The organism is Paenibacillus sp. FSL H8-0315, assembly GCF_038005365.1.
GTDB classification, from domain to species: domain Bacteria; phylum Bacillota; class Bacilli; order Paenibacillales; family Paenibacillaceae; genus Paenibacillus_AQ; species Paenibacillus_AQ odorifer.
Genome location: NZ_JBBOTA010000001.1, coordinates 3,557,535 through 3,583,687, shown reverse-complemented (window position 1 = coordinate 3,583,687; position 26,153 = coordinate 3,557,535). Strand labels below are relative to the sequence as shown.

Annotated in this window: 15 protein-coding genes and 1 tRNA gene; 3 read left to right on the top strand and 13 right to left on the bottom strand. The window is 43.3% G+C overall.

Annotation, left to right across the window (positions count from 1 at the left end; translation table 11 throughout):
* Positions 1–12: 12 nt before the first annotated feature.
* The 6 genes from MHB56_RS15645 to MHB56_RS15620 all read right to left on the bottom strand — a co-directional run bounded on the left by MHB56_RS15645 (position 13) and on the right by MHB56_RS15620 (position 12,684).
* A complete protein-coding gene (locus MHB56_RS15645) occupies positions 13–4,296 on the bottom strand; it encodes a glycosyl hydrolase (protein ID WP_341143732.1) in 4,284 nt (1,427 codons plus the stop codon).
* 396 nt (positions 4,297–4,692) lie between these two features.
* Positions 4,693–5,037 carry a hypothetical protein gene (locus MHB56_RS15640; protein WP_076179139.1) on the bottom strand — a complete coding sequence of 115 codons (345 nt, stop codon included), beginning with the start codon at positions 5,035–5,037 and terminating at the stop codon, positions 4,693–4,695.
* Positions 5,038–5,253: 216 nt separating this feature from the next.
* Entirely contained in the window at positions 5,254–6,354 is a 1,101-nt protein-coding gene (locus MHB56_RS15635) for a glycerol dehydrogenase (protein WP_076101108.1), read from the bottom strand.
* Positions 6,355–6,519: 165 nt separating this feature from the next.
* Positions 6,520–7,914 (bottom strand): MATE family efflux transporter, encoded by a 1,395-nt coding sequence (locus tag MHB56_RS15630; RefSeq protein WP_076218289.1) that lies wholly within the window; start codon positions 7,912–7,914, stop codon positions 6,520–6,522.
* Positions 7,915–8,032: 118 nt separating this feature from the next.
* Positions 8,033–8,116, bottom strand: a tRNA-Leu gene (locus MHB56_RS15625).
* 227 nt (positions 8,117–8,343) lie between these two features.
* Entirely contained in the window at positions 8,344–12,684 is a 4,341-nt protein-coding gene (locus MHB56_RS15620; protein WP_341143731.1) for a bifunctional 2',3'-cyclic-nucleotide 2'-phosphodiesterase/3'-nucleotidase, read from the bottom strand.
* 816 nt (positions 12,685–13,500) lie between these two features.
* Here MHB56_RS15620 and MHB56_RS15615 point away from each other — a divergent pair.
* Positions 13,501–13,938 carry a hypothetical protein gene (locus tag MHB56_RS15615; protein WP_076126935.1) on the top strand — a complete coding sequence of 146 codons (438 nt, stop codon included), beginning with the start codon at positions 13,501–13,503 and terminating at the stop codon, positions 13,936–13,938.
* A gap of 36 nt (positions 13,939–13,974) precedes the next feature.
* Here MHB56_RS15615 and MHB56_RS15610 read toward each other — a convergent pair whose 3' ends face one another.
* From MHB56_RS15610 to MHB56_RS15580, 7 genes are all read right to left on the bottom strand, one after another.
* Positions 13,975–14,889, bottom strand: coding sequence for a polysaccharide deacetylase family protein (locus MHB56_RS15610; protein WP_340393204.1), 915 nt, complete (start codon positions 14,887–14,889; stop codon positions 13,975–13,977).
* Positions 14,861–16,183, bottom strand: coding sequence for an MFS transporter (locus tag MHB56_RS15605; protein WP_341143730.1), 1,323 nt, complete (start codon positions 16,181–16,183; stop codon positions 14,861–14,863). Before MHB56_RS15605 ends, MHB56_RS15610 begins: the two co-directional genes overlap by 29 nt.
* 153 nt (positions 16,184–16,336) lie before the next feature.
* On the bottom strand, positions 16,337–16,870 hold the full coding sequence (locus MHB56_RS15600; protein WP_051491493.1) for a DUF1854 domain-containing protein: 534 nt from the start codon (positions 16,868–16,870) through the stop codon (positions 16,337–16,339).
* A complete protein-coding gene (locus MHB56_RS15595) occupies positions 16,863–19,058 on the bottom strand; it encodes an ABC transporter ATP-binding protein (protein WP_339189126.1) in 2,196 nt (731 codons plus the stop codon). Before MHB56_RS15595 ends, MHB56_RS15600 begins: the two co-directional genes overlap by 8 nt.
* A 160-nt stretch (positions 19,059–19,218) precedes the next feature.
* Complete coding sequence (locus MHB56_RS15590) at positions 19,219–21,600, bottom strand: phosphoketolase family protein (protein WP_339189124.1); 2,382 nt, start codon at positions 21,598–21,600, stop codon at positions 19,219–19,221.
* 294 nt (positions 21,601–21,894) lie between these two features.
* Positions 21,895–22,617 carry a GntR family transcriptional regulator gene (locus MHB56_RS15585; RefSeq protein ID WP_076206068.1) on the bottom strand — a complete coding sequence of 241 codons (723 nt, stop codon included), beginning with the start codon at positions 22,615–22,617 and terminating at the stop codon, positions 21,895–21,897.
* Between the two features lie 87 nt (positions 22,618–22,704).
* The gene (locus MHB56_RS15580; protein ID WP_036687195.1) at positions 22,705–22,893 is read right to left on the bottom strand and encodes a hypothetical protein; all 189 of its coding nucleotides are present in this window, start codon (positions 22,891–22,893) and stop codon (positions 22,705–22,707) included.
* A gap of 311 nt (positions 22,894–23,204) precedes the next feature.
* Here MHB56_RS15580 and guaD point away from each other — a divergent pair, with 311 nt between their 5' ends.
* Positions 23,205–24,569: a guanine deaminase gene (gene guaD / locus MHB56_RS15575; RefSeq protein WP_248549191.1), complete on the top strand. Its 1,365-nt coding sequence runs from the start codon at positions 23,205–23,207 to the stop codon at positions 24,567–24,569.
* 38 nt (positions 24,570–24,607) lie between these two features.
* The gene (locus MHB56_RS15570) at positions 24,608–25,960 is read left to right on the top strand and encodes a uracil-xanthine permease family protein (protein WP_076192601.1); all 1,353 of its coding nucleotides are present in this window, start codon (positions 24,608–24,610) and stop codon (positions 25,958–25,960) included.
* The last annotated feature ends 193 nt before the right edge of the window (positions 25,961–26,153 follow it).

Here is a 26,153-nt window from a genome sequence, read left to right as displayed (position 1 = left end):
CTTTACTACTTTCTATTTAATCGTGATTTCGTCCACATATACGGTAGCACTACCTACTGGATCAGTTGCTGTGGTCATGACTTGAACGCCAATCGCTTGGGTCAAATTACGATCCGCTACCTTGCTGATATCCAGTGTTATTGTAGTAAATCCATTGGCATCTACTGGTGTAGCCGTAGAAGCAGTCCATGTTCCCCAGCTTGAGCCACTTTGGGTGAACAGCTGAGCCATTACACCGCTAACATCGCTTGCATCAATAGGTACAACCTTGATTTTAAGCGTAATTGTTGATGCATTCGCTAAGTTGGTAACCACCATACGACGCAGCTGGAATTGCCCTCCATTCAATGTTAAGTCCGCTTGCATCGAATGAGTTCCCTCAGCATACACAGCATTGCTCACCGATAGATTCTGAGCCAGCGCTGTATTATATTTATTATTTTCATCCACATTGATGCTGAAGCCTTGCAGTGTATTGTCCTCGAAGCCATAGACGACAGCTTCAGGTGCGGTACCATTCTTCAGGGTCCGAACATCATCCAGATACAGCGTAGAAGTTCCCGTACCACTGAATCCCTCGAGCTTGATACCTATGGCTTTTACACTATTAAGATCTGCAATACCTGCCAAGTTGAGCGAAACCGTAGTAAATCCGCTCGAATCTACTTTCACAGCTCCACTGTCAGCCCAAGACCAGGTTGATCCCGTCTTAATATACAAACGTGCATCCGCTGTTCCGTTCGACAGTTTAATTTGTGCGCTTAATTTATCAACCGCGCTCAGATCCAGACTGCCATTTTTGCTGAGCTCAAAAGCTCCATCTGAATCGAGTGAGAACAAGGTGCTTAACGAATGAGTTCCCTCAGCAGCCTCATCAGTCGAGATTACCGCCGCGCTTGCACTCGCATTATTTTGCTCTACTGTCCAGTCCTGAGTATCTTTTTCGAAACCATACAACAGCTTCGCCTGTTCTGGCGTGCTGCCAGGGCCTTCGCCCCCATTAGGAACGCCACCCGTTCCATCATTAAACGCTGCAATATCGTCGAAGTACAGCGTACCAGACGTACTTGCTACTATGTCCTTTTTATTTACGTAGATAGACACTGCCCGAATGTCCTTAAGGTTCTCTTTAGTGATTACTTTACCGGCATTTCCTGTATCCCATGGCGCTGGAGCGAACTGGCTGAATGGAATTTCCACCAAGCCAGGTGTCGTACCTGCCAGTGAAGGATAAGCTTCAAAAGAAATGCCGCTTGCATTGACCTGAATAACAAGCTTGTGGTCGCTGCCATCAGGTGCAATCCAGAGCTTCAATTTGTTGGCGTCCGACCAGTCGGCATTATTCATGTTTTTGGTACGACCTGTATAACCCTGGCCATCCACATTATAATCGAATCTCAGGCCATACTTGCCATCATTTTTATGGTCCGCATCAAGTGAGATCGTATTTAGATCACCCGCAGGACTTAATGCCGCACGAAGTAATTCATCATTCCCTTTGTAATTCTCAAAAGTATCTACAATCAATGGGTCCCCATTGCCCTCTACGTCACTTACAAAGATTAGGATCGTTTGTGAAAGTACAGAACCATCCTTTGCATAGGACTTAACAGTAAGCATCACGCCAGTTTCGTCGAAGGCTACACCTGGTGTCCAATCTGCCAAGTAATAGAAACCTTCTGCGTCAGCTGCCATGCTGTACTCTGTTGTGTCATCCCCAATCAGGTAGGTTACTTTATCCACATCCTGATTCAACACACGAACACGAAGGGTCGATGCTTTTGTCGTGGGCACTGTTTGGTTTGCCGTTGGTGAGGCAATGTGTAAAAAAGGTTGCTCGGTTTCTGTAGTTACCTGTTTCGAATACGCATCCGCAATAGCCACTTCATGGCTGAAGCTTGTATACGGATCATTATAATAGTCTACAAAATCAGGGAGCAGTTCATGATCCCCTAGCCCGTTTGGAGCATTTCTATAAGGGACAAAGATAGAATCTGTATTGAAATTCGCCCAAGTCTGCATGTACGCCATCCGTTTAGCATCCGGATCAGACTGCAGTGCAGCGATTAGCTTGGTAAAGAATTTCAGGTCCTTCGTTCCAGTTGGCTTCACACCCGAATAACCGAACTCAGTAAATGCTGCGATTTTCCCCTTATCATCCGCCAGCTTCGAGATCAGCTTAGCATCCTTCACGACTGAATCAAACCAACCCTCAGTGGTTCCGTCATAATAATTATCGAAGCCAAGGATATCGACATAGTCATCTCCCGGATACGTCTCAAGGAATGTCGCATCTGTGCCGTTAAATGGACTTCCCGGTGAGAACGCATATAAGAAGTTATGCACATCTTTTTTGTCCCTTAAGTATTCAACGGTATAACGATAAATTTCAGCATACTGCTCCTTCGTACGGTAAGGCGCACCCCACCAGAACCAGCCACCATTTTGCTCGTGGAATGGACGGAAAATGACTGGAATAGCTTTACCATCATCATCTTTTAAGTTATTTGCAAAGTCCGCAATCATATCCAGGAATGCATTAAATTCCGCATGTTTGTCACCGCCGGGTAATATATGCGTAAGCACATTCCCTTTGGTGTCATAAAAGTCCTTTCCTGTGACGAAGTTCGGCATATGCGAGCTTAATGTAAGCACGCCGCCTTTTTCATAAGCAGATTTCATCACGCCGATTAATTTATCACGATTCTCCAGCTGGGTTGCGCCTAGATCGCCTGGTTTCTCAAAACCTTCAAGACTAAGCGTATCCCAGCCGAACAGCCCCGGAAGGTCGCCTACTGCATTCTCGACCTCAGACTGCGTTCCGTCCTTTTCAGTAATAGAAAGTCCTTCTGTAGTAGCATGCTGATGTCCAAACAAGATCTCACTGCCGCGGATATCCTGTAAATAGGCGAATAGCGATTTAGTCTCACTACTTGCACCAACATCCGCTAAATTCTCGATACGTCCCACAGGACCCGTCGGGTCTGTCGGTGTCGCTGTTGGTGTCGGTGTTTCCGTTGGTATTGGTGTCGCTGTAGGTGCCGCGGTTGGATTAGTCGGACCTACCGGCGTTGTTGATGAGCCTGATGCCGAGGTAGGCGCTGGGGTAGTCGTTGCTACAGGACCTTGATTGCCTTTGATAATGACAATTGTGCCAGGAGCAATGGGCTTACCGTTCAACGTTACTCCTGTTGCTTTAACGTCCGCTTTTGCAATGTCGCCCTGACCGGAAAGAGTGGTTCCAGTCGCTTTGACAGCTACGTTTAGATTAGCAATCGATGCGCCTTCACCTAGGATCAGCCCCACAGTGCTATTTAGAATTCCCGTGGTGATCATCGTCCCAGTTCCAAACTCCAGTCTTGCTAGACTATCTACCGTTAGCTGAGAAATTTGGGTTGTACCACTCGTGAGGACACGAACCTCACCCTCTTTACGATTTATATTTACTTTGCCTAATGAGCTATTCTTAATAAGAATGGAGTTTATCCCGCCACCTGCAATAAATGTGGTGCCCGTAACCTTAATACCCTCAAGGGTCACTTCGCCGTTACCGATCCCAGCAGTTAGATACAGGTTTCCGTTTATCGTTGCATTTTTTAACACAACACCATCCTGATTAACGACTACATTCCCAAAAACTATTCCTCCTTCAAAGCTTCCAGATTGCGAGTAATAACTCTTCACTATTTTATTAATTAACGTTATAACTTCGGCACGGGTGATCCTTCCAAGCGGCTTAAAGGTTCCATCCTCATACCCTGTAATCAAACCTGAGAGCGCATGAACTGCATCCTTAGCATAAGCCTGAATCTGAGCGGAATCACTAAATCCGCTCATCGATGAAGCGCTTTCAATGTCTTGAAGAGTAAATATCCGAGCCAACATCGTCACCGCATCCTGACGCGTTATATAATCAGTAGCTTGTGCTTTATTCTCTGAGTATCCTTCATAATACCCAGCATATCGTGCCAACGAAAGCTGATCTGCATACCAATCGGTCGCTTTTACATCGGAAAAAGATTGATCTGACTTCATATAGAAACCAAATACCTTATTCAAGATCGTAGCAAACTCAGCTCTTGTAATTCCTTCATTGGGATGAAAAGAACCATCCTGATACCCGTTTAATACGCCATTTTCTACCCACTTCGCAATATTTTGTTGTGCCCAGTGACCCTGTGTATCACCGAATCCCACAGTCGATGGCGCTGCTGCTGCAGAAATTACAGAGGGGAAAGGAGACATTATCATTGCACAGGCAAGTATACTCCCCAGCCACTTTTTCGCTTTTTTCATTCCTAATTCTCCTTCGAAAATGAATGGATTTGATAATAAGAATAGCCAACCAGCTGTTATGAACCCAATAACTATCTGTCCTTATAGAAGACAATTACAGACCTACTCGCTAACTATTCACCTCCACATACTCAGCTTCGTTATTAATAACAAACACTAACAAAATATTTTAATTTCGTTAGATATTTCGGTATATGCAAGATTATAGCGGTTACATTGGCATAAAACAATCTAAATATTCCCTTTTGTTATAATTATTTTATTCTTTACGTTAGTATTAATGTTAGTAATTCCGAAAATAAATAACAAAATTCAATTTAATATAACAAAAACAGACACCCCGCAGGAGTGCCTCCCAATAATCATATAGATGAGATCCGATTCATTTATCATGTTTTATTGGTGGCACGGAAACACAGTTGTACCTTCCCGCACCTCTTTCGTCAGATCGTCCATAGTGACAAGATTACGTGTAGTTCCGAGAACGATAATGACATAATACGATTGCCCACTTGAATCCTCGAGCACTACCTGATAACCCGACCCTCCAAATAAGGGTTTGCAAATCGTTGCAACTCTCAGCGACGCACTTTCCGTGTACTCTTTGCGCACATAATCCATTCCAAGGCTTCCTGCTGCCTGCTTGTTCTGACGCTCCGAATTCCCGTGAATTACTGCTATTATTACCGCTCCAATAATTATGATAATAAGGACTAGATAACCTAAATGTTTTTTTCTCATCTTTCCTCCTTATTACATAGAGTGATATTGGCACAGCAACGGGGCGATTAGCAATAATCTCGTTTCCGTAGGCACCCTATCCCGTGATTAAGTATGCCGAAGCCGATACCTATAAGCATAATTTTACCCCTACTCTACTTCAACAGCTTAACCTATATAAAAACAAAAGGCACCCCCAAGGGCGCCTTCATTATCACTACATATTAGTTGTGCTAGTTATTTATAAGACTCTGCCAGCGAGTTCGCCACCACTATCGCATTGTACACATCTTCCGGAGTAACCGGGAACGGCATATTGCCCATTGTGTCTCCTTCTGCACAAGCAGCTTCAGCAACTTGGCGCCATTCGGATTCGATAAATTCCGTGCACCCCAGATCGGCGAGGGTTAGCGGAAGATCTACATCCTTGATAAGCTTAATGACAGTTTCCAGCTCCTCATTTGAGGCATTTTCCAGTACTAGCTGGGCTAAAAGACCAAACGTAACCTTTTCACCATGCTGAGCTTTGTGTAGTGAAGGAACGGCTGTCATCCCATTATGAATAGCATGCGCGGCAGCCAGACCACCAGATTCAGCACCCACACCACTTAGATAAATTGTCGCTTCAATGGTCTCCTCCACCGCGCGTGTATAGAGCTTCTGATCAACCGCACGTTTTGCTTTTACCGCATTCTTAAGTAGAGCTTCATAACAAAGTCTTGATATACCTAGACCCGTTGTAGAAGGTTTCATAAGTACGAGATTGTCGCCATTAGAGGCATAACAAGCACGGGCTTCAAAATAAGTAGCCAGTGCGTCGCCAATTCCAGCTGCGAAAAAACGGGAAGGCGCTGAAGCTAAAATCGCTGTATCCGCCAAGACCACATCCGGATTACTTGGGAGGAATAAGTATTGATCAAATGAACCATCTTTATTATAAATGACAGCCAGCGCTGTACATGGTGCATCAGTAGATGCAATCGTCGGAAAAATAACTACAGGCAGCTTCTCATAATACGCAGTAGCTTTGGCAGTGTCCAGTGTTTTACCTCCCCCGATACCGACGATGATATTCGCCCCAGCTTTACGGGCAAGTTCCCGATTACGATTAATCTCTTCCTGAGTACATTCATAATTGAATTTTTCAAAAGTAGCCTTATTCCCCGCACCTTCGATGGAACTCCCCGCCTCTTTCTTAGCACGTTCCAAAATGAACTCATCACAGATCACATAGGCATGATCGCCAAACGCCTTAATATACTCATTCAGATCTGACAGTAAGTTATGGCCGGAGATAAATTTCTTTGGTGAAGTAACGGATCTAACGAAATGTGACATTGTGCAAGACTCCTTGTTGTGTGTTTTAGTAAGCATAAAGACGCAATTCCTACATATTATTACCCCGCTACCCAAGAAATACTCAAGCTGCATTCTCCAAAGGCACTCATCAGAGCATGCAAAAAAAGACATCCCTCAGGGCGTCCTTTGATTTTTTTATATCTATTATATAACACGATGCTGAACCCATTTCTTGCCCATAAATCGCCGCAGGAAAATCAAACCTCTGATCCCCCACTCACAATTCATCGCCAGCCAAACGCCGAGTATACCAAAGTTCAGAACAATACCTAAGATGTATCCGAGCACTACACGGAACAGCCACATCGTAAGCATCGAAACCATGGAGGTGAATTTGGAATCCCCTGCCGCTCTAAGCGCCGAAGGCGTAATAAAGCTTATAGACCATAACGGAATTTGCGCAATCGTATTGATGAGCACAATCAGGAAGATATCACCCACAATCTCAGCAGGAGGATGGAACATAGACACTAATGGATTGAAAAAAGGCATAATCAGCAACCCCATCACCACCAGGGAAAGAGAAGAGGCGACAAGGAATGATTTAATAAATTTTCGAGCATCCTTAACATTATTGCTTCCCATACATTGTCCCACCACTGTAATAATCGTCAAGGACAACGCATTCCCCGGGATTTGCATAATCCCTGCAAAGGAGGAGGCAATCGCATTAGTCGCAAGTGCATACGTACCCAGACTAACGATGAAGATCTGAGTCAGAATTTTACCACCATTAAAGAACATCTGCTCTGCCGCAAACGGCATCCCGATGAACATTATTTTTTTCAGCATAGACAGCTTAACCGCTACAAGATCGCGAATACGGATATGCAGATCGTTGTCCAATCGGAATAGATAATAAAGTGCGCAGAACGCCCCCAGGTATCTAGCTATATTTATAGAAATGGTCATCCCCAGAACACCCATATGCAACAGGTTAATAAAGACGAGATTCAATAAGACATAAGTTAAATTCATAATTAGCGAAAGTACAAGCGAGGCCCTCGTTCTACCAATTCCACGAAGAGCACCACATACCGCTTCCACAACAGCTATACCAAGATAAGAGATACAGCTCCCGATTAAATATATTCGGGCGTTCTCCATAACCTCCGGTGAGGCCGCTCCAAATAGTAAATTCAACAGCGGATTGTGAAAAAGAATTCCGAACATCCCAATAGCAAATGCCATCAGCGAAACAGATGACGTAGCACCTGCCGTAGCTTTTGACACCATGAGGTCATTGCCGCTCCCTTTATACTGCGCAACAACAACCGTCCCACCTGTTGAGACGGCAATAAACACACTAATGAGAAAAATATTAAGAGAATCTATCATATTGACCGCACTGATAGCTGCCACACCAGACGAGCTTATCATAGCTGTATTCACTAGATTAAGACCCACCACAAAGGCCTGATCCACTAGGATAGGGATGAATAAAGCAATCATCTGACGATAATCTATCGATTCACCAGAGAAATACTTTTCTAGAAACCGCACACTTTGCTTCGTATTTACACCTACATTAGGCTCCATCTTTGCTTCACTTCTTTTACATAGAGTTTGTCAAATTGAATTATGCGTATAAATAGAAAAAGGCTCTTCAGGTTGAAGAGCGATTCAAAAGTATTGCCTGTTTATATGCACTTAGGTATGCGGTCGAGAGGACTCGAACCTCCACGGGGGTTAGCCCACACGGACCTGAACCGTGCGCGTCTGCCAATTCCGCCACGACCGCACAAGATATAAAAAAATACAGTGCAGAATATAAGTTAACATGATTTCACAGAAAGAGCAACAACAAATTTAACAAGTAAAAGCGTCTTCGGTGCCCTTGTAAGGGCAGTAAGCGTTTAAGGGAAGACTATAAGAGTATTGGTGTCACTTATACTTTCTTATATTTAAAAAAAGTGTATCGGTGCCCTCAAGAGGATCATCGATACACTTTTAGTTAGAACAATAGAATTATGATGCTTGTCCAAGCATGCGATAGATGATAACCGCTGCTTGAGCGCGATTAGCTATACCCTTAGGTGCAAATTTCCCACCATCAACACCGTTGACGATTCCCAATTGAGTTAGCTGTGCGATAGCCTCTTGTGCATAAGGAGCAATACTGGATTTGTCTGCAAACTTACCCAATGCTGCATTTTTATCAATCGGCTGTAGTTTGTCTTTCAGTGCGTTAGCAACCATAATGGCCATCTCTTCACGAGTCACTTCACGACCCGGTTCAAATTTGCCATTTCCAGAGCCTTGTACAAGTCCAGCCTTCACCGCAAGGGCGATAGAATCCGTGTACCAAACTCCTTGTTTAACATCATTGAACGAACTAGTTGTTGCTGAACCCGTAAGATTCAGTGCGCGTACCAGCATCGTAACGAACTCTGCTCTAGTCACTGTTTTGGTTGGCGCAAAAGTATTTGCATCCAGACCTTTCAGAATGCCCTTAGCAGCCAATGCTTCAATAGCTTCTTGCGCCCAAGCTACCTTGCCCAGATCCTTGAAGTTTGCTGCTGGCGCAGTAGTTGGTGCAGGTGTTGCCGTTGGTGCTGTTGATGGTGCTGGTGTTGCTGTTGGTTTCGCGGTTGGAGTAGGCGTTGGAGTTACACCGGTAGAACCGCCTCCACTGCCACTGCCTGATCCCGAATCAGCCTTTAATTTATTAATAATACGACCTTCAATGGCTGCTTTAATCTCTTTGCCATTAAACGTTTTTACAATGTAGTCGTAGAACACGTCCAAATCAATAGGTCCAGCCAATGAATCACTAGCTTGAGTCAGAACCTTGTAGTTATCTCCACCCGCAGCCATAAAGTTATTTACTACTGCTGTATATTTCTGCGTAGGATTAATTGGTGTTCCATCAGTTAGTGTGAGGATCGCAATACGATCGGCTACTGGCAGATACATATTCGCTGTATATTTCAGTCCGGAAATTTGCAGCGTTTTGATATCTGGTGTTCCATCAGCTTTTACATTCCATTGCTGTTGCAGCAATGTTTTGATTTGCGCTCCGGTTAGTGTCAGCTTCACAAGCGTGTTGCCGAATGGCTGAATTTTAGCCAGATCGCCGAAGGTAACAGGACCTTTCGGAAGGTCCGCACGGATACCGCCTGGATTCATAAAGGCGAAATCGGCAGCTTTTGCACCATCGCCGAAGTCAGCATTACGCATAGAATCAGCAATCAGATTACCAAGTGCAGCCTCATTATTGTAAGCATCGGTACGAGTGATAGTTCCGTCCGTTGTACCCACTGGTTGAGTGAGCTCAGGATGCTTCTCAAGGTAAGCATTAACCAGTGCCACACTTTCCGGATCTGGTGTTACCCCATCATGGAAGGTGGAAGTTACCACAGCAGACTTGTCCTTCACGTCACCTGTTTTAGGATCAATGATCAACTTGATATCCTCAAATGCTGTACCGTAAGAATAAGCTTGTACAATCAGCTTGCCGTTTACTGTTCCATTTGCAAGTGCATGGTTATCACCAGCAACGATAACATCAACAGGGGATTCCGCAGGAAGCGCATTGGCTAGATCAGCCGCTTCACCTGTAGTCACACCATCTTTGGTTGTTGCAGGATCATGTGCAAGCACGATAATGGTCTCAACACCTTTAGATTGAAGCTCCTTAGCGTATTTCTCAACAGCCGCCACTTCCTCTTCAGGCGTGAGGAAATGCACGCCAGCCGTACCGGAAGGTGCCACCTTACTTGGTGTGGATTTCGTTACAAGACCAATAAAGCCGATCTTCACACCGCCTACTTCTTTGATTACATAAGGATTAATAATTGGCTCGCCAGTTTTGGCATCCACTGCATTCGCATTAACATAATCAAAATCAGATCCAGCATGGTTAACTTTATTATCCTTAGGGTCGATACCACCATAAAGCTGTGTCATCAGTGCATCAACACCTTGGTCAAATTCGTGATTACCAAGAGAACCCACATCAAATTTCATCATGTTCATCCAAGCATGAGTCGGCTCATCGCGCTCAAGGGATGATACTGGAGCGGATGCTCCAACGGAGTCACCATTATGGAAGAGTAATGAGTTCTCATATTTTGCACGAGTTGCTTTCAAATAAGTCGCGAGATAGGCTGCTGTGCCTACAGACTTATTGTTCACTGTAGAAACAGTGTCGAGTTGACCGTGGAAGTCATTAATTCCAAGAAGGTGAACCTCCACATCTTCCGTCGGTGCAGGTGTCTTCACACTTAGATCTAGCTTGAAAATTCCAAAGCCCTTATTATCTTGCTGTCCAGTATCGGAAATGTTCGCTGGGAGTACATTTGCCGCTTTAGGTGTTGTTGTAAATGTAACATTCACATTGCCTTTGATGGGTGCCAAGGACCAGTTACCATCAGCAGTTGGATCAATCGTACCAGCTTCACTGATGTAGTCCATCAGAACCTGACGATTCTCATCTTGAGAGTCTACAACCAGCTCTGCACCTTTAACACCCGGGAAGTTCCCGCCACCACTTGCGCGGTAATTATTAGTAACAACAATGAAATCCTGATCTAGATCTAAAGGTTGATCATTGTAAGTGACATCCGTTACACGACTCGAAGAAGCATCATTAATCGTACCATCCGGATTGTACTTCGCGTTTTTCGTCACATCAATTTTATATTGAACCCCATCGATTACATCGAAGTTAAAAACTGAAAATTTCGTATTCAACAGAGACTGCGGAGTCGAGATCCCTGGTTTGATGCGGTTAAATGCGCCCGCACTCATTTCCAGCCATTCTTTTACAACAGTACCCTTAACTTTGATTGCTTTAAGGGTATTATCGTATAAATACAGGTCACTTGCGCTACGAATAGTCAAGTCACCCTTATCAATACTGGTGTACTCATCAGGTCCGTTGCGTCCTGCTTTAAAAGGAGCACCAACACTAAGAATGGCAAGGTCCTTATATTGAGGAACATTGATATCAATATAATTCTGAACGTACCACTTTTGTGCATACGTAACAAGTTGAACCGTAGGATCATCCTGAACCATTGCGAAATAGCTGTTCATCGGAGCTGTTGTAACACCAAGCTTTTGTCCAGTATAAGCAATAGTAGCCTCATGTGCTGCTGCAACAGCTGCATCTACAGCCGCATCAGGCTCAACCAGTGGTATATTCACTTTATTCTCTGTCTTATAAATAGAACGAGCAGAAGCTTTTGAACTTTGCTTGTCTACCGTCCAGTCACTACCATCGTATACAATGTTCAGATCGATTAGACCCAAATAAGCTCCGCCGTAACCAGCTTGTACAGCAGGCGTACCGTTAATGTGGCCATTCACATTATCGATCACAGCCTTTTCGTTTGCATACGGTTGTTTAGTAACAGGATCTTTGAACGACGCGTCCAACGTATCGTTATTCCCTGTTGGGAATACCTTATGCGTATGAGAGAACGTAATCGCATCAATATCAGGAACCTTACTCAAAGCGTTAATATCATTCTCAGAACCGTCTCCAACAACGGCGTTAACATCAAACCCCGTATGGGCCATAGCAACAATAATATCTGCTCCCTTAGCTTTCATTTCAGGAACAAATTTTTCTGCCGTTTTAGCAATATCTTCAACGACAACTTTGCCTTCCAGATTAACCTTGTCCCACTCCATGATTTGAGGAGTAACTAGGCCGATTAGACCAACTTGAATCGTCTGCTCATCGCCGTTACTATCCGTTACTTTCTTAGGAATAATAACATAAGGTTGATAAGCATTTGTAACGCCATCCATTTTATATATATTGGCATTCACATAATCAAAATTGGCTCCAGTAGTCATCTCATTACCAGCGCTACCGTTTATCGTACGATCTAAAAATTGTAATCCATAATTGAATTCATGATTACCAAAAGTCGCAGCATCATATCCCATAGCGTTCATGGCTGCAATCATCGGATGGATATCAGTAACATTAGTAGGATCCTTCAGATCCGATTCCTTCGCCACATAAGTACCTAGCGGAGTTCCTTGAATCAAGTCCCCATTGTCGAGCAGGAGGGTGTTGGGTTCTTCACTTTTGGCTTGTTTCACCAAGCTTGCTGTGCGGTCAAGACCGACAGCTACTGAAGCCGCATTCTTAAAATAGTCCCAGCCGTAGACATTGGTGTGCACGTCCGTCGTGCTCATCAGCCGGAGTTTGGCTGTGGCTGCGGATGCTGCTTCAGCTTTATCTGTACCCCAAGCTGCACCCAAACCAATACCTCCAAACACCTGCAAAGAAAGCACTGCAGTTGCTAATACAGAAGCAATCGGCTTATTCCATCGTGTCTTCCATCCCATAATAATATTAGTCCTCCCTATCATTTTCACATAATTTCTGTGATATTATATCACACAAACATAACCAATTATCATATAATTGTAAAAATAATATAAAACAATGTTAAATATAATAACATAAGAAGAAAGACCTAGACTTATGAATCCGTTTTTATAGGTCAAGAGTCAATAGATGCAAAAAGAACACATCTTCACCAGATGTGTCCTAAAAACAATCCTATATAAAGTCTAGAAAAGTCGAATCTATATCTGGCACTACTTTTTACCCATTCATAGCAGTAATCCCAAAACAAATTGCAGTTATTAGAGATAAGGGTGTCATTACAAGTTTTTCTTTCATGCTCCTCGACAATAAGTTCATTATAGTATTAAGCATTAAATAGACGGCAAAAAAATAACATACCCTTCTATCAAAAGGTAATCCAATAGAGATCACATTCCCTGCCTGCAATAAGTACAGGATGGCAATTAGCTGTATCACTACTGAAACTCCACACGCGACTCTCATTTGTGGAGGCATAATTCTATGCCTTCCTCCCATTGCAAATTCCCCATAAGGCAATCCCAGAGACAGCAGTATATAAAGAATCACTGCTCCCAAAAAAGTAATACTCCCAATCCATGCTGATATCAAGTTTTCACCCCTCCATAATTTATTTATCGCACATTAAATTATATGAGTGTAATGAATTATTATGGGCATCAATTCAAGTGGCAGCTCTTTCACCCAAATATTTTTTTATGATGAACTAGCACAAGCAACACAAAAATATCTGAGTAATATAGAAGTAAATAGACCAATGAGGTGATCCACAAATGGCAAATACAACGAAGATTCGCAAACGTGCTGAACAGCTGAAAGGTAGACCCGTGTGCATTACGTTACATGATGGACGTACGTATATAGGATGGATAACCGGCCTCGATAAGAATGGACTGACCCTTTCCAAACCACGTAAAAACAAACACAGAAAATCAAAAAAACACTCTTCTTCCCGCTCTCGGAAAGCAAACGTATCAGGATTAATGCCCTTATTCGGCTCACTTTTCGGAATGGGTGGAGGCGCTCTAGGCTCCGCAGGAGCAGGGGCTGCCAGTTCTGGAGGCGGTGGTTTTGGCGGATTTGGCGGGTTCGGGGGAATCGGCAACTTTATTGGAATGGTACAAAAAACTATGCCGGTTATGAAGATGGGCTACAATATGATTAAATCTATTTCCCCCTTCCTTAACGGGCTAAAAGGATTAATGGGATAATCAAAAGACACCCCTCAAGGTGTCTTTTATTTTTGCTCATAATCTTATCAGGTTCTTTAACAATCTGCCTGCAGATCTTAACCGTGGACGTTTTAGATGCTCCTGTACATAACGATAATTCGTCAATTCAACCTTAGCATCACTGAGGGCATAGGTAAAATCATCATCAAAGGGCAACTTATACTCCCAAACTCGCTTACTCCAGTGCGGAATATTTTCTTGCATCCATGGATCGTCTATCCCGGGATGAATATAGGTCTCACTAACGCCATCTGGCAACGAATACAGCTTAGCAATAATAGATCTTTTAAAACTTTCATACGTCTCGCCTTCCTCTACACCAAAAGGATGCGATAGCAAGTAGTCGGGAATCGGCACCCCAAACGTATCCGCCAGCCCTGCTCCAAGGGCAACTGGTCGTTCAATATTTTTCAGCGATGCCAAAAGCGGATCCTCAGCATGGATGTATCTGAAGAATCGTGAGGGCAATCCCCAGCGCGAAATTTTCCACAACGTCTGCGGTAGCAAGCTGCGTCCTGTTTCCATTCCGTATAAACTACCCATGTGGTTGTCTACATGGCTAATCACTATTCCCGACTGTTTTACTCGCTCGTACTGCGCATCTATCTCCTTTAGTACGGCTTTTGTCTGCGCCCCCTGTTCGAACTCTTTTACCGTCCTATATTGATGTCCGCTCTCGTCATGAAGAGAAGTCTCTCCCGTCAGGCTCGCCCAGCGCAAAGCCTCAAATTCACTAGTCATCGTCAAGTGAAGTCCCACATTCCGTTGTTGCCTGCGAATACACCATGCAGCTGCCTCCTCAAACCCAGGGGCCACCGCCATAATCGTTGCTGAGGATACCTTTTCCTCTTCCAGCAGATGTTTAATCGCCTGATTCATGGGGGGACTTTGCCCAAAATCATCACAATTGATGATTAATTTTTTGTTCATAGTCAGCCTCACCTCTCAAAGAGTCCATAAATGTAAATTTCATTGTGAAGGATATGACAACAGCTATGGCCAACAGACATAATGGCACCACACTTATTAAATACCTAAATGTCGCTTCAGGATTGGACCCTGGGTCATCGCCGCCTTGATAGCCAAAGATCATACCTACAATGAAAAAAGCTAACGCAGAGATTAACCCGCTTGAACGAGTAATGAATCCGCTTACAGCCGTGTAGATTCCTTCTCTTCTCAGACCTGTTTTTTCCGCATCCTCATCAATAATCTTGCCACCTACTATTGCTGGGGTCACTAGAAATCCGGCTAATCCGAAACCGACAACTACGCCAGCAGCCACACCACTTAAGAGATCATAACCAAACCATAACGGAATTACCGATAACGCATATAAGATCAGTGATAACCGCCACGCCTTAACCCCGTCCATCTTACGAATCATCCAGTACCACACGAATACTAATGGAATGACCGAAACAAAAACAGCTGCAAGTAAAATCGATACCTGAGCCTCGGAGATATGAAGTACATATTTTGCATAAAAAGGAATCATCGAGCTTACAAGTCCATTCACCGTTTGGGCAAAAGAGTTCGAAATATTAAACACCCAAAACTTTTTATTCCGAATGGTCTCCCGAAAAGCCGGAATCAACTTCAAGGGTTCCTGCTCTGTGAGCTCCTTCTTTTCTTGGACATTCATCATACATAAAAACATAAACACTCCAAAGAGACAGGCATACACTATAGCCATATTAGAGAAACCAATAGCTGCAAAAATAATTGGGGTTAAGGCAGTACCGATTAACAAAGCTACAACTTGATAGCCTTGCTGAATCGCGGAGGCTTTTGCCCGAATACGGTCTCCACGGAAGAGCTCCGGGAGTAACGCTCCATAATTCACCCATAACACAGTGGCGACAGCCTCATAGAAAATAAGTGTGACTAGAAACCAAGTGAACAATCCATTTTCAGATAATCTGCCGGGAGGGGAGAAAACCAGTACAAATGCCAGCATGAATAACGGAATTGAGCCAAACACCCATGGTCTGCGTCGACCCAAACGAGTATCTGTGCGATCTGACCAATAGCCGAATAACGGATTGTTTACCGCATCCCAGATCAGAAAGATGGTTCTGGCTAATGTAGCAAGTCCAATGCCCAATCCTAATTTTTCAACATAAAAGTAACTGTAAAATGAACTAAATGCCTGACTGGGAACCATCATCGCAAACATCCCTAAAGCAAAGGTGTACGGCGAATTGATCCATTTATGCTTCACTCACATACCTCCCCTATGGTAAAGATCCGGTTGTAATATATTACCATACCGAAGAGAGAACGCCATCAAATTTTTCCTTAGCAGAAACTACGGATAAAAAAAGAGGCCCCGCAGACCATCAACAAATGGCTGCGGAGCTTTTTCATAACTAGACTATAAAACATCCTTCAGCTTGCTCCGGCTCTGAACATCCAGGGCTAGATAATCACGGATTTCGCATCTTTTTCCATTGATATCCGTAAGAATGATTCGTTTATGACTTGGATACTGCATATGCTCGTGCAGGTTCCGCATAACGATCCGGGTCTGGCCCAGATTCGTTTGCAGCTCCCAAATCCACATATCCGCTTTTTGCTTAATAGAATCAATGCGGGTTACAACCGGGAGAAAATACCGCAGCCGGAGCTCTGTATCCACTTCCACCCGACTTTCTTCATCGAGCTGATCAATGTCACGAATGACCCCGATTTCCTCACTCTTGGAGTTACGGACGGAAATATACTCCGTGGTGTATTGAAAAGGAAATATTCGAAAAAGAATTAATTCCTCATATACCTGACCCTCCACCACTCCTTGAAACACGCCACCTTGACTGCGGCTAAAAGAGATTGCACCCGGTTCAAGAATGTTAATCTCATAGGGATCTTTAGGATTCAATTCCCCGTTAACAAGATTCGGATCACTCATGCATCTCAACCCCCTTAATCTGCGACATTTCCTTCTGTGCCTCAACTAGCTTGAAGTAAGCACCTTCTGCAGCAAGCAATTCCTCATGTGTACCCACTTCAATGATCTTCCCGCGTTCAAGCACTACAAGACGGTTCGCATTTCTTAGCGTGGATAATCGATGGGCAATCGCGAATGTCGTTCTGCCTTTTACCAGTCGCGAGATCGCTTCTTGAATTTGCCGCTCGGTCACTGTATCTACAGAAGCTGTTGCTTCATCTAGGATTAGAATTCGCGGATCGTGAATTATTGCTCGGGCAATAGACACTCGCTGCTTCTCTCCACCGGACAATTTATGCCCACGTTCCCCAACTCTTGTATCATAGCCATCCGGCAATTGAACGATAAAATCATGGGCGTTGGCAATTTTTGCAGCGCGCATGATTTCTAATTCCGTAGCGTCCGGTTTAGAATAGGCAATATTCTCAGCAATCGTTCCGTCGAATAGAAACGTCTCCTGCAGCACTACACCGATCTGACTACGCAGATCTGACTGGCTGATATTTCGGATGTCCACACCATCGATGGTAATGGTTCCCTCATCTGTGTCATAGAAGCGACAGATCATATTAATGAAAGTCGACTTACCGGCACCTGAATGTCCGACCAGACCAATCATCTCGCCCGCACCCACTTTTAAATCCACGTTCTTGAGCACAGGATGATGTTTTTCGTATCCATAAGTAACCCGCTTAAACTCAACCTCACCGTTTACGCGGCCGATGGCTGCTGGATTCACAGTATCAGGCACATCTGACGGAGTATCCATAATTTCAAAGACCCGATCTGCTGCTGAAATCGCATGGCTGGCCCAGTTGATCATTTGGCTCACCCACTGCAAAGGTCCGAGAAGCATCCCAAGGTAGGTCACCAAAGCGATTAGCGTACCGATGGATAATTGGCCCTGTAGCACCGTTTTCCCGCCATAAAACCAAATTAATAACGTACCCACACCAGCAACCAACGCAAAAGCAGGAAACATCCCCTGCCATAAGCCTTCGATCCGAATATTATGCCGAACCAGCTCCTTATTGGCGACTGTATAACGTGACATCTCTGTTGTTTCCTGACCGAATGCTTTGACTACACGAATCCCCTGCAAAGAATCGCCAACCAAAGCGTTTAATCTAAAAATAGATCTCCACTGCTGGTACCAACGTCTGCCAATCATCGGCCATAACACGGTCGACAGCACCACCATAAGCGGCATAGGCAGCATAGCAAGCAGCGTTAGCTTCCAATCCATACTGAACATAATAGTGAAAATAGCGATTACCCGCAGCGATTCACCCGAGACCCAGATTACACCGTCAGTCATAAATTGCCGCATCGCCTCTGAATCATTATTCACCCGTCCAATAAATTGCGAAGATTGTCTTCGGTCGAAAAAAGATAAAGATAATTTCATCAAGGAATGATACACATCATGACGAAGATCACCCATGATTTTGGAACCAATCCATACCCCTATAAGTCCACGTAGCGTCTGCATTAAAGTAATTACTAAGGATGTGGCTGCTAGCCCGATCACAATCCATAGAAGCGTTGAGCCCATATCCTTTTCTGTCAACACATTATCAACGATCATCTTCGTCAAAAATGGTGGAACAAGCTCTACCAATGTAGTAAAAATCAACATAATCGCCGCGGCGATCATTTGGATCTTATAAGGCTTAGCGTAACTCAACATCCGAAATAGAACCTTGCCGTTACTCTTGCACACCGGACAAGCTTGTGAATCTTCCGGCAGCGGATTGCGGCATTTTGGACAATTTCTTGGAAACTCTTTTTCAGAAGCGGTTGGCCGTTCCTCGCCTTTAGCTACAGCGCCAATTAATTTAGAAGCAAAACCAAATATAGAGGTAAGTGATGCTGTATAACGTATAAGTATAATAGGCCCCTCTTGGGTATCCACAAGCAACGATCCGCCGCCTACCCCGCCTACTACCCGGGCATCAGTAATATTCGAGACTAGAAGCTTTGAGACCAGTTTCCCGTCCGTTCCCCAAACGGAAATCTCCTTCTCAGTCAATACAAGCCACTGCTCACCGAATTGCCCATCTTTCATTAAATCAGATACAGAGTGAAATAAAGGTTGTTCTGTAAGCTGTATTTCTATAGACTTGGGAAGTTTATCAATAGATGTCATACATTTCTCCCCTTTCTTTACCCACCTATTTACTCACATATATTTACAGTGGTAAAGATGAAAAAATGATTATAATTGTTTTGTATGGTTATTTAAACAAATAAAAAGACACCTCTAAAGGTGTCTTTTTGTATTACTTCCTATGGTACTGGCTATACGCTTATTTCAAAGCTTTCCATACCCAGTTCTCTACTTCTGGCAAATCAATACCCTCTTCACGAATGAATTGGTGATGTTTCTTAACGATAGCATCCATTTCATCTGCGATCGCTTTATAGTCGTTAGCATTAGGCAAGCTCAGAACAGCTTCCTTCGCCAAGTCAAAGCGGTCCATTTGATTCAATACGCGCATATCGAATGGTGTTGTGATATCGCCATTCTCGCGGTATCCGTGTACGTGCAGGTTATGGTTATGGCGATCAAAGAACAAGTCTTTAATCAGACCTTCATATCCATGGAAAGCAAAGATAACTGGTTTATCTTTTGTGAAAAATTGATCAAACTCTTCGTCAGATAAGCCACGCGGATCTAATTTTTGACTTCTCAGTTTCAACAAGTCTACCACGTTGATATATCTAATTTTAAGGTTCGGCAGTTTTTCATGCAGGATAGAGATGGCAGCCAAGCTTTCGATAGTTGGTTCTGTACCTGCAGAAGCAAAGACAACATCAGGCTCTCCACCTTGATCGGTGCTTGCCCAGTCAATAATCTTCAGTCCTTTATCCACCAGCTCTTGTGCTTCATCCGCACTGAACCATTGTGGACGAGGATGTTTGGAAGAAACAATCAAGTTAATTTTTTGACGGTCATTTAAGACGGTGTCAAAGACAGCCAGCAAGGAGTTGGCATCAGCCGGCAAATACTCACGGATAAATTCTGGTTTTTTATCAGCCAAGTGACCTAGCAAACCTGGATCTTGGTGAGTGTAACCATTGTGGTCTTGCTGGAATACAGTTGAAGTTGCTACCACATTCAATGATGGAATATCAGCACGCCAGCTTTGATCTGTTGCTTTACGCAGCCATTTGAAATGCTGAGTAATCATCGAATCCACGACACGCAAGAAAGCTTCATAGCTTGCAAAGAAACCATGGCGACCTGTCAATACGTAACCTTCAAGCAAACCTTCTGCCTGATGTTCAGACAATTGGGAATCGATAACACGGCCATAAGAAGCTAGGAATTCGTCATTCGGTTCAATCACTTGATCCAACCATTGACGTTTCGTTACTTCAAAGACAGGTCCCAGTCGATTGGACATTGTTTCATCCGGTCCGAAAATTCTGAAATTGCGGTTCTCTTCGTTCAGAGAGATAACATCTTTCATGTATTTACCCAGAACGGCCATATCTTGTGCTATTACTTCACCTGGTTTGGAATTATCAAGTGCGAACTTACGGAAATTCGGTAAGTTTAGATCTTTAATTTGGTTGCCAGCATTAGTAACTGGGTTCATTCCCATACGTCTGTCGCCAGTTGGCAGAATCTCAGCAAGTTCAGCGTTCAGACGACCTTTGTCATCAAATAATTCTTCTGGTCTATAGCTGTTCATCCACTCCAATAACGCCGGAGCATGCTTCATATTTTTTTGATCCACTGGAATCGGCACCTGATGGGCACGGAACGAGTTCTCATTCGGAACACCATCCCATTGCTTTGGACCCGTCCAGCCCTTAGGAGAACGGAAGACCAACATTGGCCAAACCGGACGCGTCAGGTCATTGTTGTCACGTGCATTCTTTTGAATCGCTTCAATTCTTTCAACGATGGTATCAAGCACCTTAGCCATTTCCGGATGCATTAGATCAGGATTTTCGCCTTCAACGAAGAACGGTTCCCAACCCATACCTTTAAAGTATGCAGTAATTTCTTCTTTGGATTGACGAGACAGAATCGTTGGGTTACTGATTTTGAAACCATTTAAGTGCAAGATCGGCAGAACTGCACCATCAGTAACTGGATTGATGAACCGGTTGGAGAACCATGAAGCCGCTAATGGGCCAGTTTCAGCCTCTCCATCACCAATAACAACAGCGGAGATCAAATCTGGATTATCCAGAATTGCACCTACACCATGGGATAGAGAATAACCTAATTCGCCACCTTCGTGGATCGATCCAGGTGTTTCAGGGGCAGCATGGGAAGCAACTCCACCTGGGAAAGAGAATTGTTTGAACAATTTCTTCAGGCCTGGGATATCTTGTGTGATTTCCGGATAAATTTCAGTATAGCTACCATCGAGATAGGAGTTCGAAACCATGACCTGACCGCCATGACCGGGACCCTCGATATAGAACATATTCAAATCATATTTAGTAATGACCCGATTCAAATGGGCATAAATAAAGTTCTGGCCAGGAATAGTTCCCCAGTGTCCAATGGGCTTAATCTTTACGTCTGCTTCTTTCAGCGGTTCTCTTAACAACGGATTATCTTTCAAATACAGTTGACCTACAGAGATGTAGTTAGTTGCGCGCCAGTATGCATCAAGCTTCTCTAAATAAGTTTTTGATGAGTAATCAACATCCATGGATAATACCATTTCTTCCACTCCCCAAAATTTTTTCTGTGTCTACATTGCCGTAATTTCTTCCACAAGTACATCATACCGCCGCGAAAAATTAATTCAACCTTTTCAACAAATGATACGGTCCAATTTTGTGAAAATATGAACATAGTATGAAAAACGGTGTCAATTGTCAGTAAAAATAAGTCAATATTAATATATATGTAAAAATATGGGCTGGAGTTTGCGGGGGATATTTACTACTTGCCCTTCATCTATTTTGCGCAAAATAAAAAAAATAAGACCGAGAAAAATTCCCCAGTCTTACTTTTAATGAACGGACACAAAGGTATTAAATTTTAAGTATTTATAGTGGAAGCGCATATGGGAGAATTCAAATGGCGTGCCATTATCTAAAAAGAAAATCCCTTCCATAATGCTTACTGGCTCATTCGCCTGCAAATGCAGCAGCTCTTGATCCGTAGCCTCAGAGGGTTCTGCGGATATCGATAAAAAGGATTTGGTTACCGCCAGATTTCGTGAATCCTCCAAATAATTAAAGATAGATCCTTCAATAATGGTCTGATTTAAATTCTGTACAATTTTGATTGGGATATAACCTGTTTCAATCATAAAGGGTTCATCATCAAAAAGACGCAAGCGAACGATTTTGTATACAAAATCATGTGGGCCTAAAAACAGATCCCGTTGCAGATCTTCCGTTGGTGGAATGACCTCGAATTTCAAAACTTTAATCTTTGGCTTCTTCCCATTCATTTGAAAATTGTCGGTGACACCTAAATTAGAGCCTTCGTAGTTAAAAATAGATTCATTTTTTATGTATAAAGGATTTATAAATGTCCCTGAGCCACGCTTTTTAAAAATAATGCCGGCATTTGCCATTTTAGTCAGAGCACTTTTAATAGAACTACGACTCACTTGATAAGTTTCACTAAGCGTTCGTTCATCCGGTAATTTCATATCGGGAAACTGCCCAGCAAAAATTTTCATTTTTAAGTCATCAATAATTTGTTTGTAGACAAACTGTGTCATGAAGTACTCCTTTTCAGGTCGATACAAGTTTTATTTCAATCTTTACTATAACATAATAACCAGACGTTTATAATCTATCCGGCCAGCTTATTTACGTCGGCGATTTGTCATGCGATTGTACATCACTAAACCGGCAATGACCATGCCCAGCGTCCCCATACTACTTGCTGATTCAGCCTGCATACCAAACAAAATACATAGGTTAGTGACCAAGCTTTTTGTAAGTACAGCAACAATAATTAACATCAACGGGCGCCAAATGTTGTATCTTCTCATCCAGGCAACACTCCTAATCCAATTTTCTCAAACTATTGATCGATTTCATCTATTATATCACAAGATAGTAACCGCATTCATTTCCTATAACCGTAAAGAAATCGAAGCCGATCAGCATTTTTTACTTTCCTCTATCTTTTTCTGTATTCTAGCCTAGCGAACGTGACGTCTATGTGTCATATTCGCTTTCAATTCCTCAGCTCCTCCTATCCGTCAATTACGCCTTTATTCGACTTTTGGTCTGGACTTATCCTTTTTCACGGATTATAATAACGAATGCACACCAAAAGACGAACATTAAGGCGGAAATCATGAGAAATTATATGCAAATATTCCTAGGCACTTCATTTTCTAGCCTATCCCCAAAAGAAATTCAAATTTTAAAGGATCATCTCTTCTGTATCAATTCGGATGGGATGATAGAAATGATCGTTGCACCGGAGCACCCCGACTATCAACCCTTGCTTGATGCTTATCAAGGTCAGGACAATTTTCATGTATTAGCTGAAGGCCAGTATTTTTTGCCCGGCTTTATCGATCTGCATGTCCACGCGCCACAATGGGCTCAATCTGGAACTGCATTAGATATCCCGCTCTATGATTGGCTAAATACTTATACCTTCCCACTGGAGTCTAAATTCTCAGATCTGACTTTTGCAAAAAAAGTCTACGATGACGTGGTTGGCACTTTGCTCGCAAACGGAACAACTACAGCACTTTATTTTGCAACGGTGCATAAAGAGGCCAGTCTATTATTGGCTAAAATATGTGCGGAAAAAGGGCAACGTGGACTCGTTGGAAAAGTGGTTATGGACGATCCACAGGGAAATCCTGAGAATTATCGTGACTCCGACACCCACACCGCACTAGTGGATACGGAAGAATTTATACTAGCTGTACAAGAACTCGCTAAATCTACTAAACAAGGCGTTTATCCAGTAGTGACACCAAGGTTCATTCCAAGCTGCACTAATGAGGCTTTACAAGGCTTGGGAGAACTAGCCGCTAAATATGATACGTATGTGCAATCGCACTGCAGTGAAAGTGATTGGGCGCACGGTTATGTGCAAGAACGATTCCAAAAGAACGATGCTTTTGCCCTGCATGATTTTGGTCTGCTCAGTGATAAATCTGTCATGGCTCATTGTAATTTTTTAGATGAAGATGATGTGAATTTGTTTGCAGAGACAGGAACAGCTATTGCTCATTGTCCGATATCCAACGCGTATTTTGCCAATAGTGTCATTCCGATCGCTGACTTCCATGCCAAAGGCGTTGAAATTGGTTTAGGCTCTGATATTTCCGGAGGTTTTTCACCTAGTCTCTTCGACAACATTAGACAAGCCGTAATGTCTTCAAGAATGCTGGAGGATGGTGTGAATCCCTCACTTTCTGCACAAAACCGCGGAGTACCCGGATCACGAATTACGATCCATGAATCCTTTTATCTTGCTACCGCTGGCGGCGGAGAAAGCTTAAGCTTACCTATCGGCCGGTTACTAGAAGGTTATGCATGGGATGTTCAAATAATCGATACGAAAGTACCCTCGGCGAAATTGCCCGTCTTTGATGAGAATGAAGATTTGCAAGATATTTTTCAAAAGATAATGTATCTGGCTAGACCTGAAAATATCCGTGAAGTCTGGGTACAGGGTGAAAAAGTTCATTCGCGTTAAAGATTAATTAAACTAGAAAACTTAAGGTGGGCATTGGAGTGAAAACACAAGCAAACGTACAAGAGCAAGCACATTTGGAATCACAGCTACTAACTGTCCTACCCGATGAAAAAGTTTCATTTAGTAAATCCGTCATTCTCGGCTTTCAACATGTATTGGCTATGGATGTCTATGTAGTGCCATTCCTTATTGCGATGTTAATCGGCTTACAGCCCAATCAGTCCAGCGCGTTAATCCAATCCACCTTTATTGCCGCAGGACTTGCAACGATTGTGCAAACCTATTTCTGTATGAAGCTGCCTATCGCTCAAGGTCCTTCTTATGTTCCGCTGGGTGCGATCGTCAGTATTTATGCAGCTAGTGGTGGCGGAGAGCTCGGTTGGAGCTCCGTGTTAGGTGCCAGCTTAATCGGGGCCATCCTGGTTATTATTTTGGGTTATGCGGGGATTTTTAATAAAATCGTTAAAAACTTTATCCCGCCTATCGTAGGTGGCACAATCATTTTCATTGTAGGTCTATCTTTATTGCCTGTTGCGATCAGAGATAATATCTACGGAGCCTCCGGGGCTTCAATTAATCAAAATGTATTATTAGCCCTTATTTCAGGTGCTACACTGCTTATTTTTGTGGTTCTCGGTACTTTGTTCCGTAATAAAGGATCTGTCTTCCGAATTCTTTCCGTAATGATGGCGTTAGTAGTTGGATGTATTTCGGCTAATATTATGGGCGTTTTAGATTTCTCAGCGATAAGTAGTGCCAAGTGGTTTAGCATGCCGCGAATCGCTTTTGTTGATTTCGGCTTTTCCTTCAATTTTTCAGCTATTATCACCATGGTTATTATTTATATCGTGCTGCTGGCTGAAACAACAGGCACCTGGTTTGCGGTCAGCAATGTAATCAATAAACCTTTGACAGACAAAAATATTAACCGCGGCGTAATTGGAGAAGGAATTGGCTGTCTTATTGCGTCTGTGCTCGGTTCGACTCCTGTTACAGGTTATTCAACTAATGCAGGGATCATCTCCATTACAGGTGTTGCCAGCCGCCGGGTTTTTCTCGCTGTAGGAGGATGGTTTGTCCTCTTTGGTTGTTCCGGTAAACTCGCCGCTTTGATCTCTTCCATTCCATCCGCTGTAATCGGCGGCGTCTTCGCCATCATCTGCGGCATCATCGCAATTAATGGTGTGCAAGTAATGAAGAATGTAACCATCGGCGAAAAAGAAATGTACATTATTGCCTTACCAATGATCATCACCTTGGCTTTGGTACTCATTCCTGGTGACTACTTGAACTCTTTGCCTACATTCGTACAGTATTTATTAGGCTCACCTATCCTAGCTGCATCATTGGCAGCGATCTTATTGAATAAATTATTACCTAGTGGAAAATAGAACATAAAAAGGAGCAGCCTCTTATTGATCCTTTTTTATCCCCGCGAATAAGCCGAGCTTTGTATGCTACCTTCTGGAATTCCTTAAACAAAAGACACCCATCGAGGTGTCTTTTGTTTAAGGACATGATTATTTTTTACTTGAGTTCATCCATAAAACCGCCTTACCATATGACCTCACAATTTTAATACAA

What these genes read in the sequence shown, in the direction of transcription:
- MHB56_RS15600 (WP_051491493.1), bottom strand. Translation starts at nt 16,870, where the DNA reads ATGAGTGATCCGAATCTTGTTAACGGGGAATTGAATCCTAAAGATCCC.
- MHB56_RS15580 (WP_036687195.1), bottom strand. Translation starts at nt 22,893, where the DNA reads ATGAGAAGATACAACATTTGGCGCCCGTTGATGTTAATTATTGTTGCT.
- MHB56_RS15585 (WP_076206068.1), bottom strand. Translation starts at nt 22,617, where the DNA reads ATGACACAGTTTGTCTACAAACAAATTATTGATGACTTAAAAATGAAA.
- MHB56_RS15620 (WP_341143731.1), bottom strand. Translation starts at nt 12,684, where the DNA reads ATGGGATGGAAGACACGATGGAATAAGCCGATTGCTTCTGTATTAGCA.
- MHB56_RS15615 (WP_076126935.1), top strand. Translation starts at nt 13,501, where the DNA reads ATGGCAAATACAACGAAGATTCGCAAACGTGCTGAACAGCTGAAAGGT.
- guaD (WP_248549191.1), top strand. Translation starts at nt 23,205, where the DNA reads ATGAGAAATTATATGCAAATATTCCTAGGCACTTCATTTTCTAGCCTA.
- MHB56_RS15635 (WP_076101108.1), bottom strand. Translation starts at nt 6,354, where the DNA reads ATGTCACATTTCGTTAGATCCGTTACTTCACCAAAGAAATTTATCTCC.
- MHB56_RS15610 (WP_340393204.1), bottom strand. Translation starts at nt 14,889, where the DNA reads ATGAACAAAAAATTAATCATCAATTGTGATGATTTTGGGCAAAGTCCC.
- MHB56_RS15645 (WP_341143732.1), bottom strand. Translation starts at nt 4,296, where the DNA reads ATGAAAAAAGCGAAAAAGTGGCTGGGGAGTATACTTGCCTGTGCAATG.
- MHB56_RS15595 (WP_339189126.1), bottom strand. Translation starts at nt 19,058, where the DNA reads ATGACATCTATTGATAAACTTCCCAAGTCTATAGAAATACAGCTTACA.
- MHB56_RS15630 (WP_076218289.1), bottom strand. Translation starts at nt 7,914, where the DNA reads ATGGAGCCTAATGTAGGTGTAAATACGAAGCAAAGTGTGCGGTTTCTA.
- MHB56_RS15640 (WP_076179139.1), bottom strand. Translation starts at nt 5,037, where the DNA reads ATGAGAAAAAAACATTTAGGTTATCTAGTCCTTATTATCATAATTATT.
- MHB56_RS15590 (WP_339189124.1), bottom strand. Translation starts at nt 21,600, where the DNA reads ATGGTATTATCCATGGATGTTGATTACTCATCAAAAACTTATTTAGAG.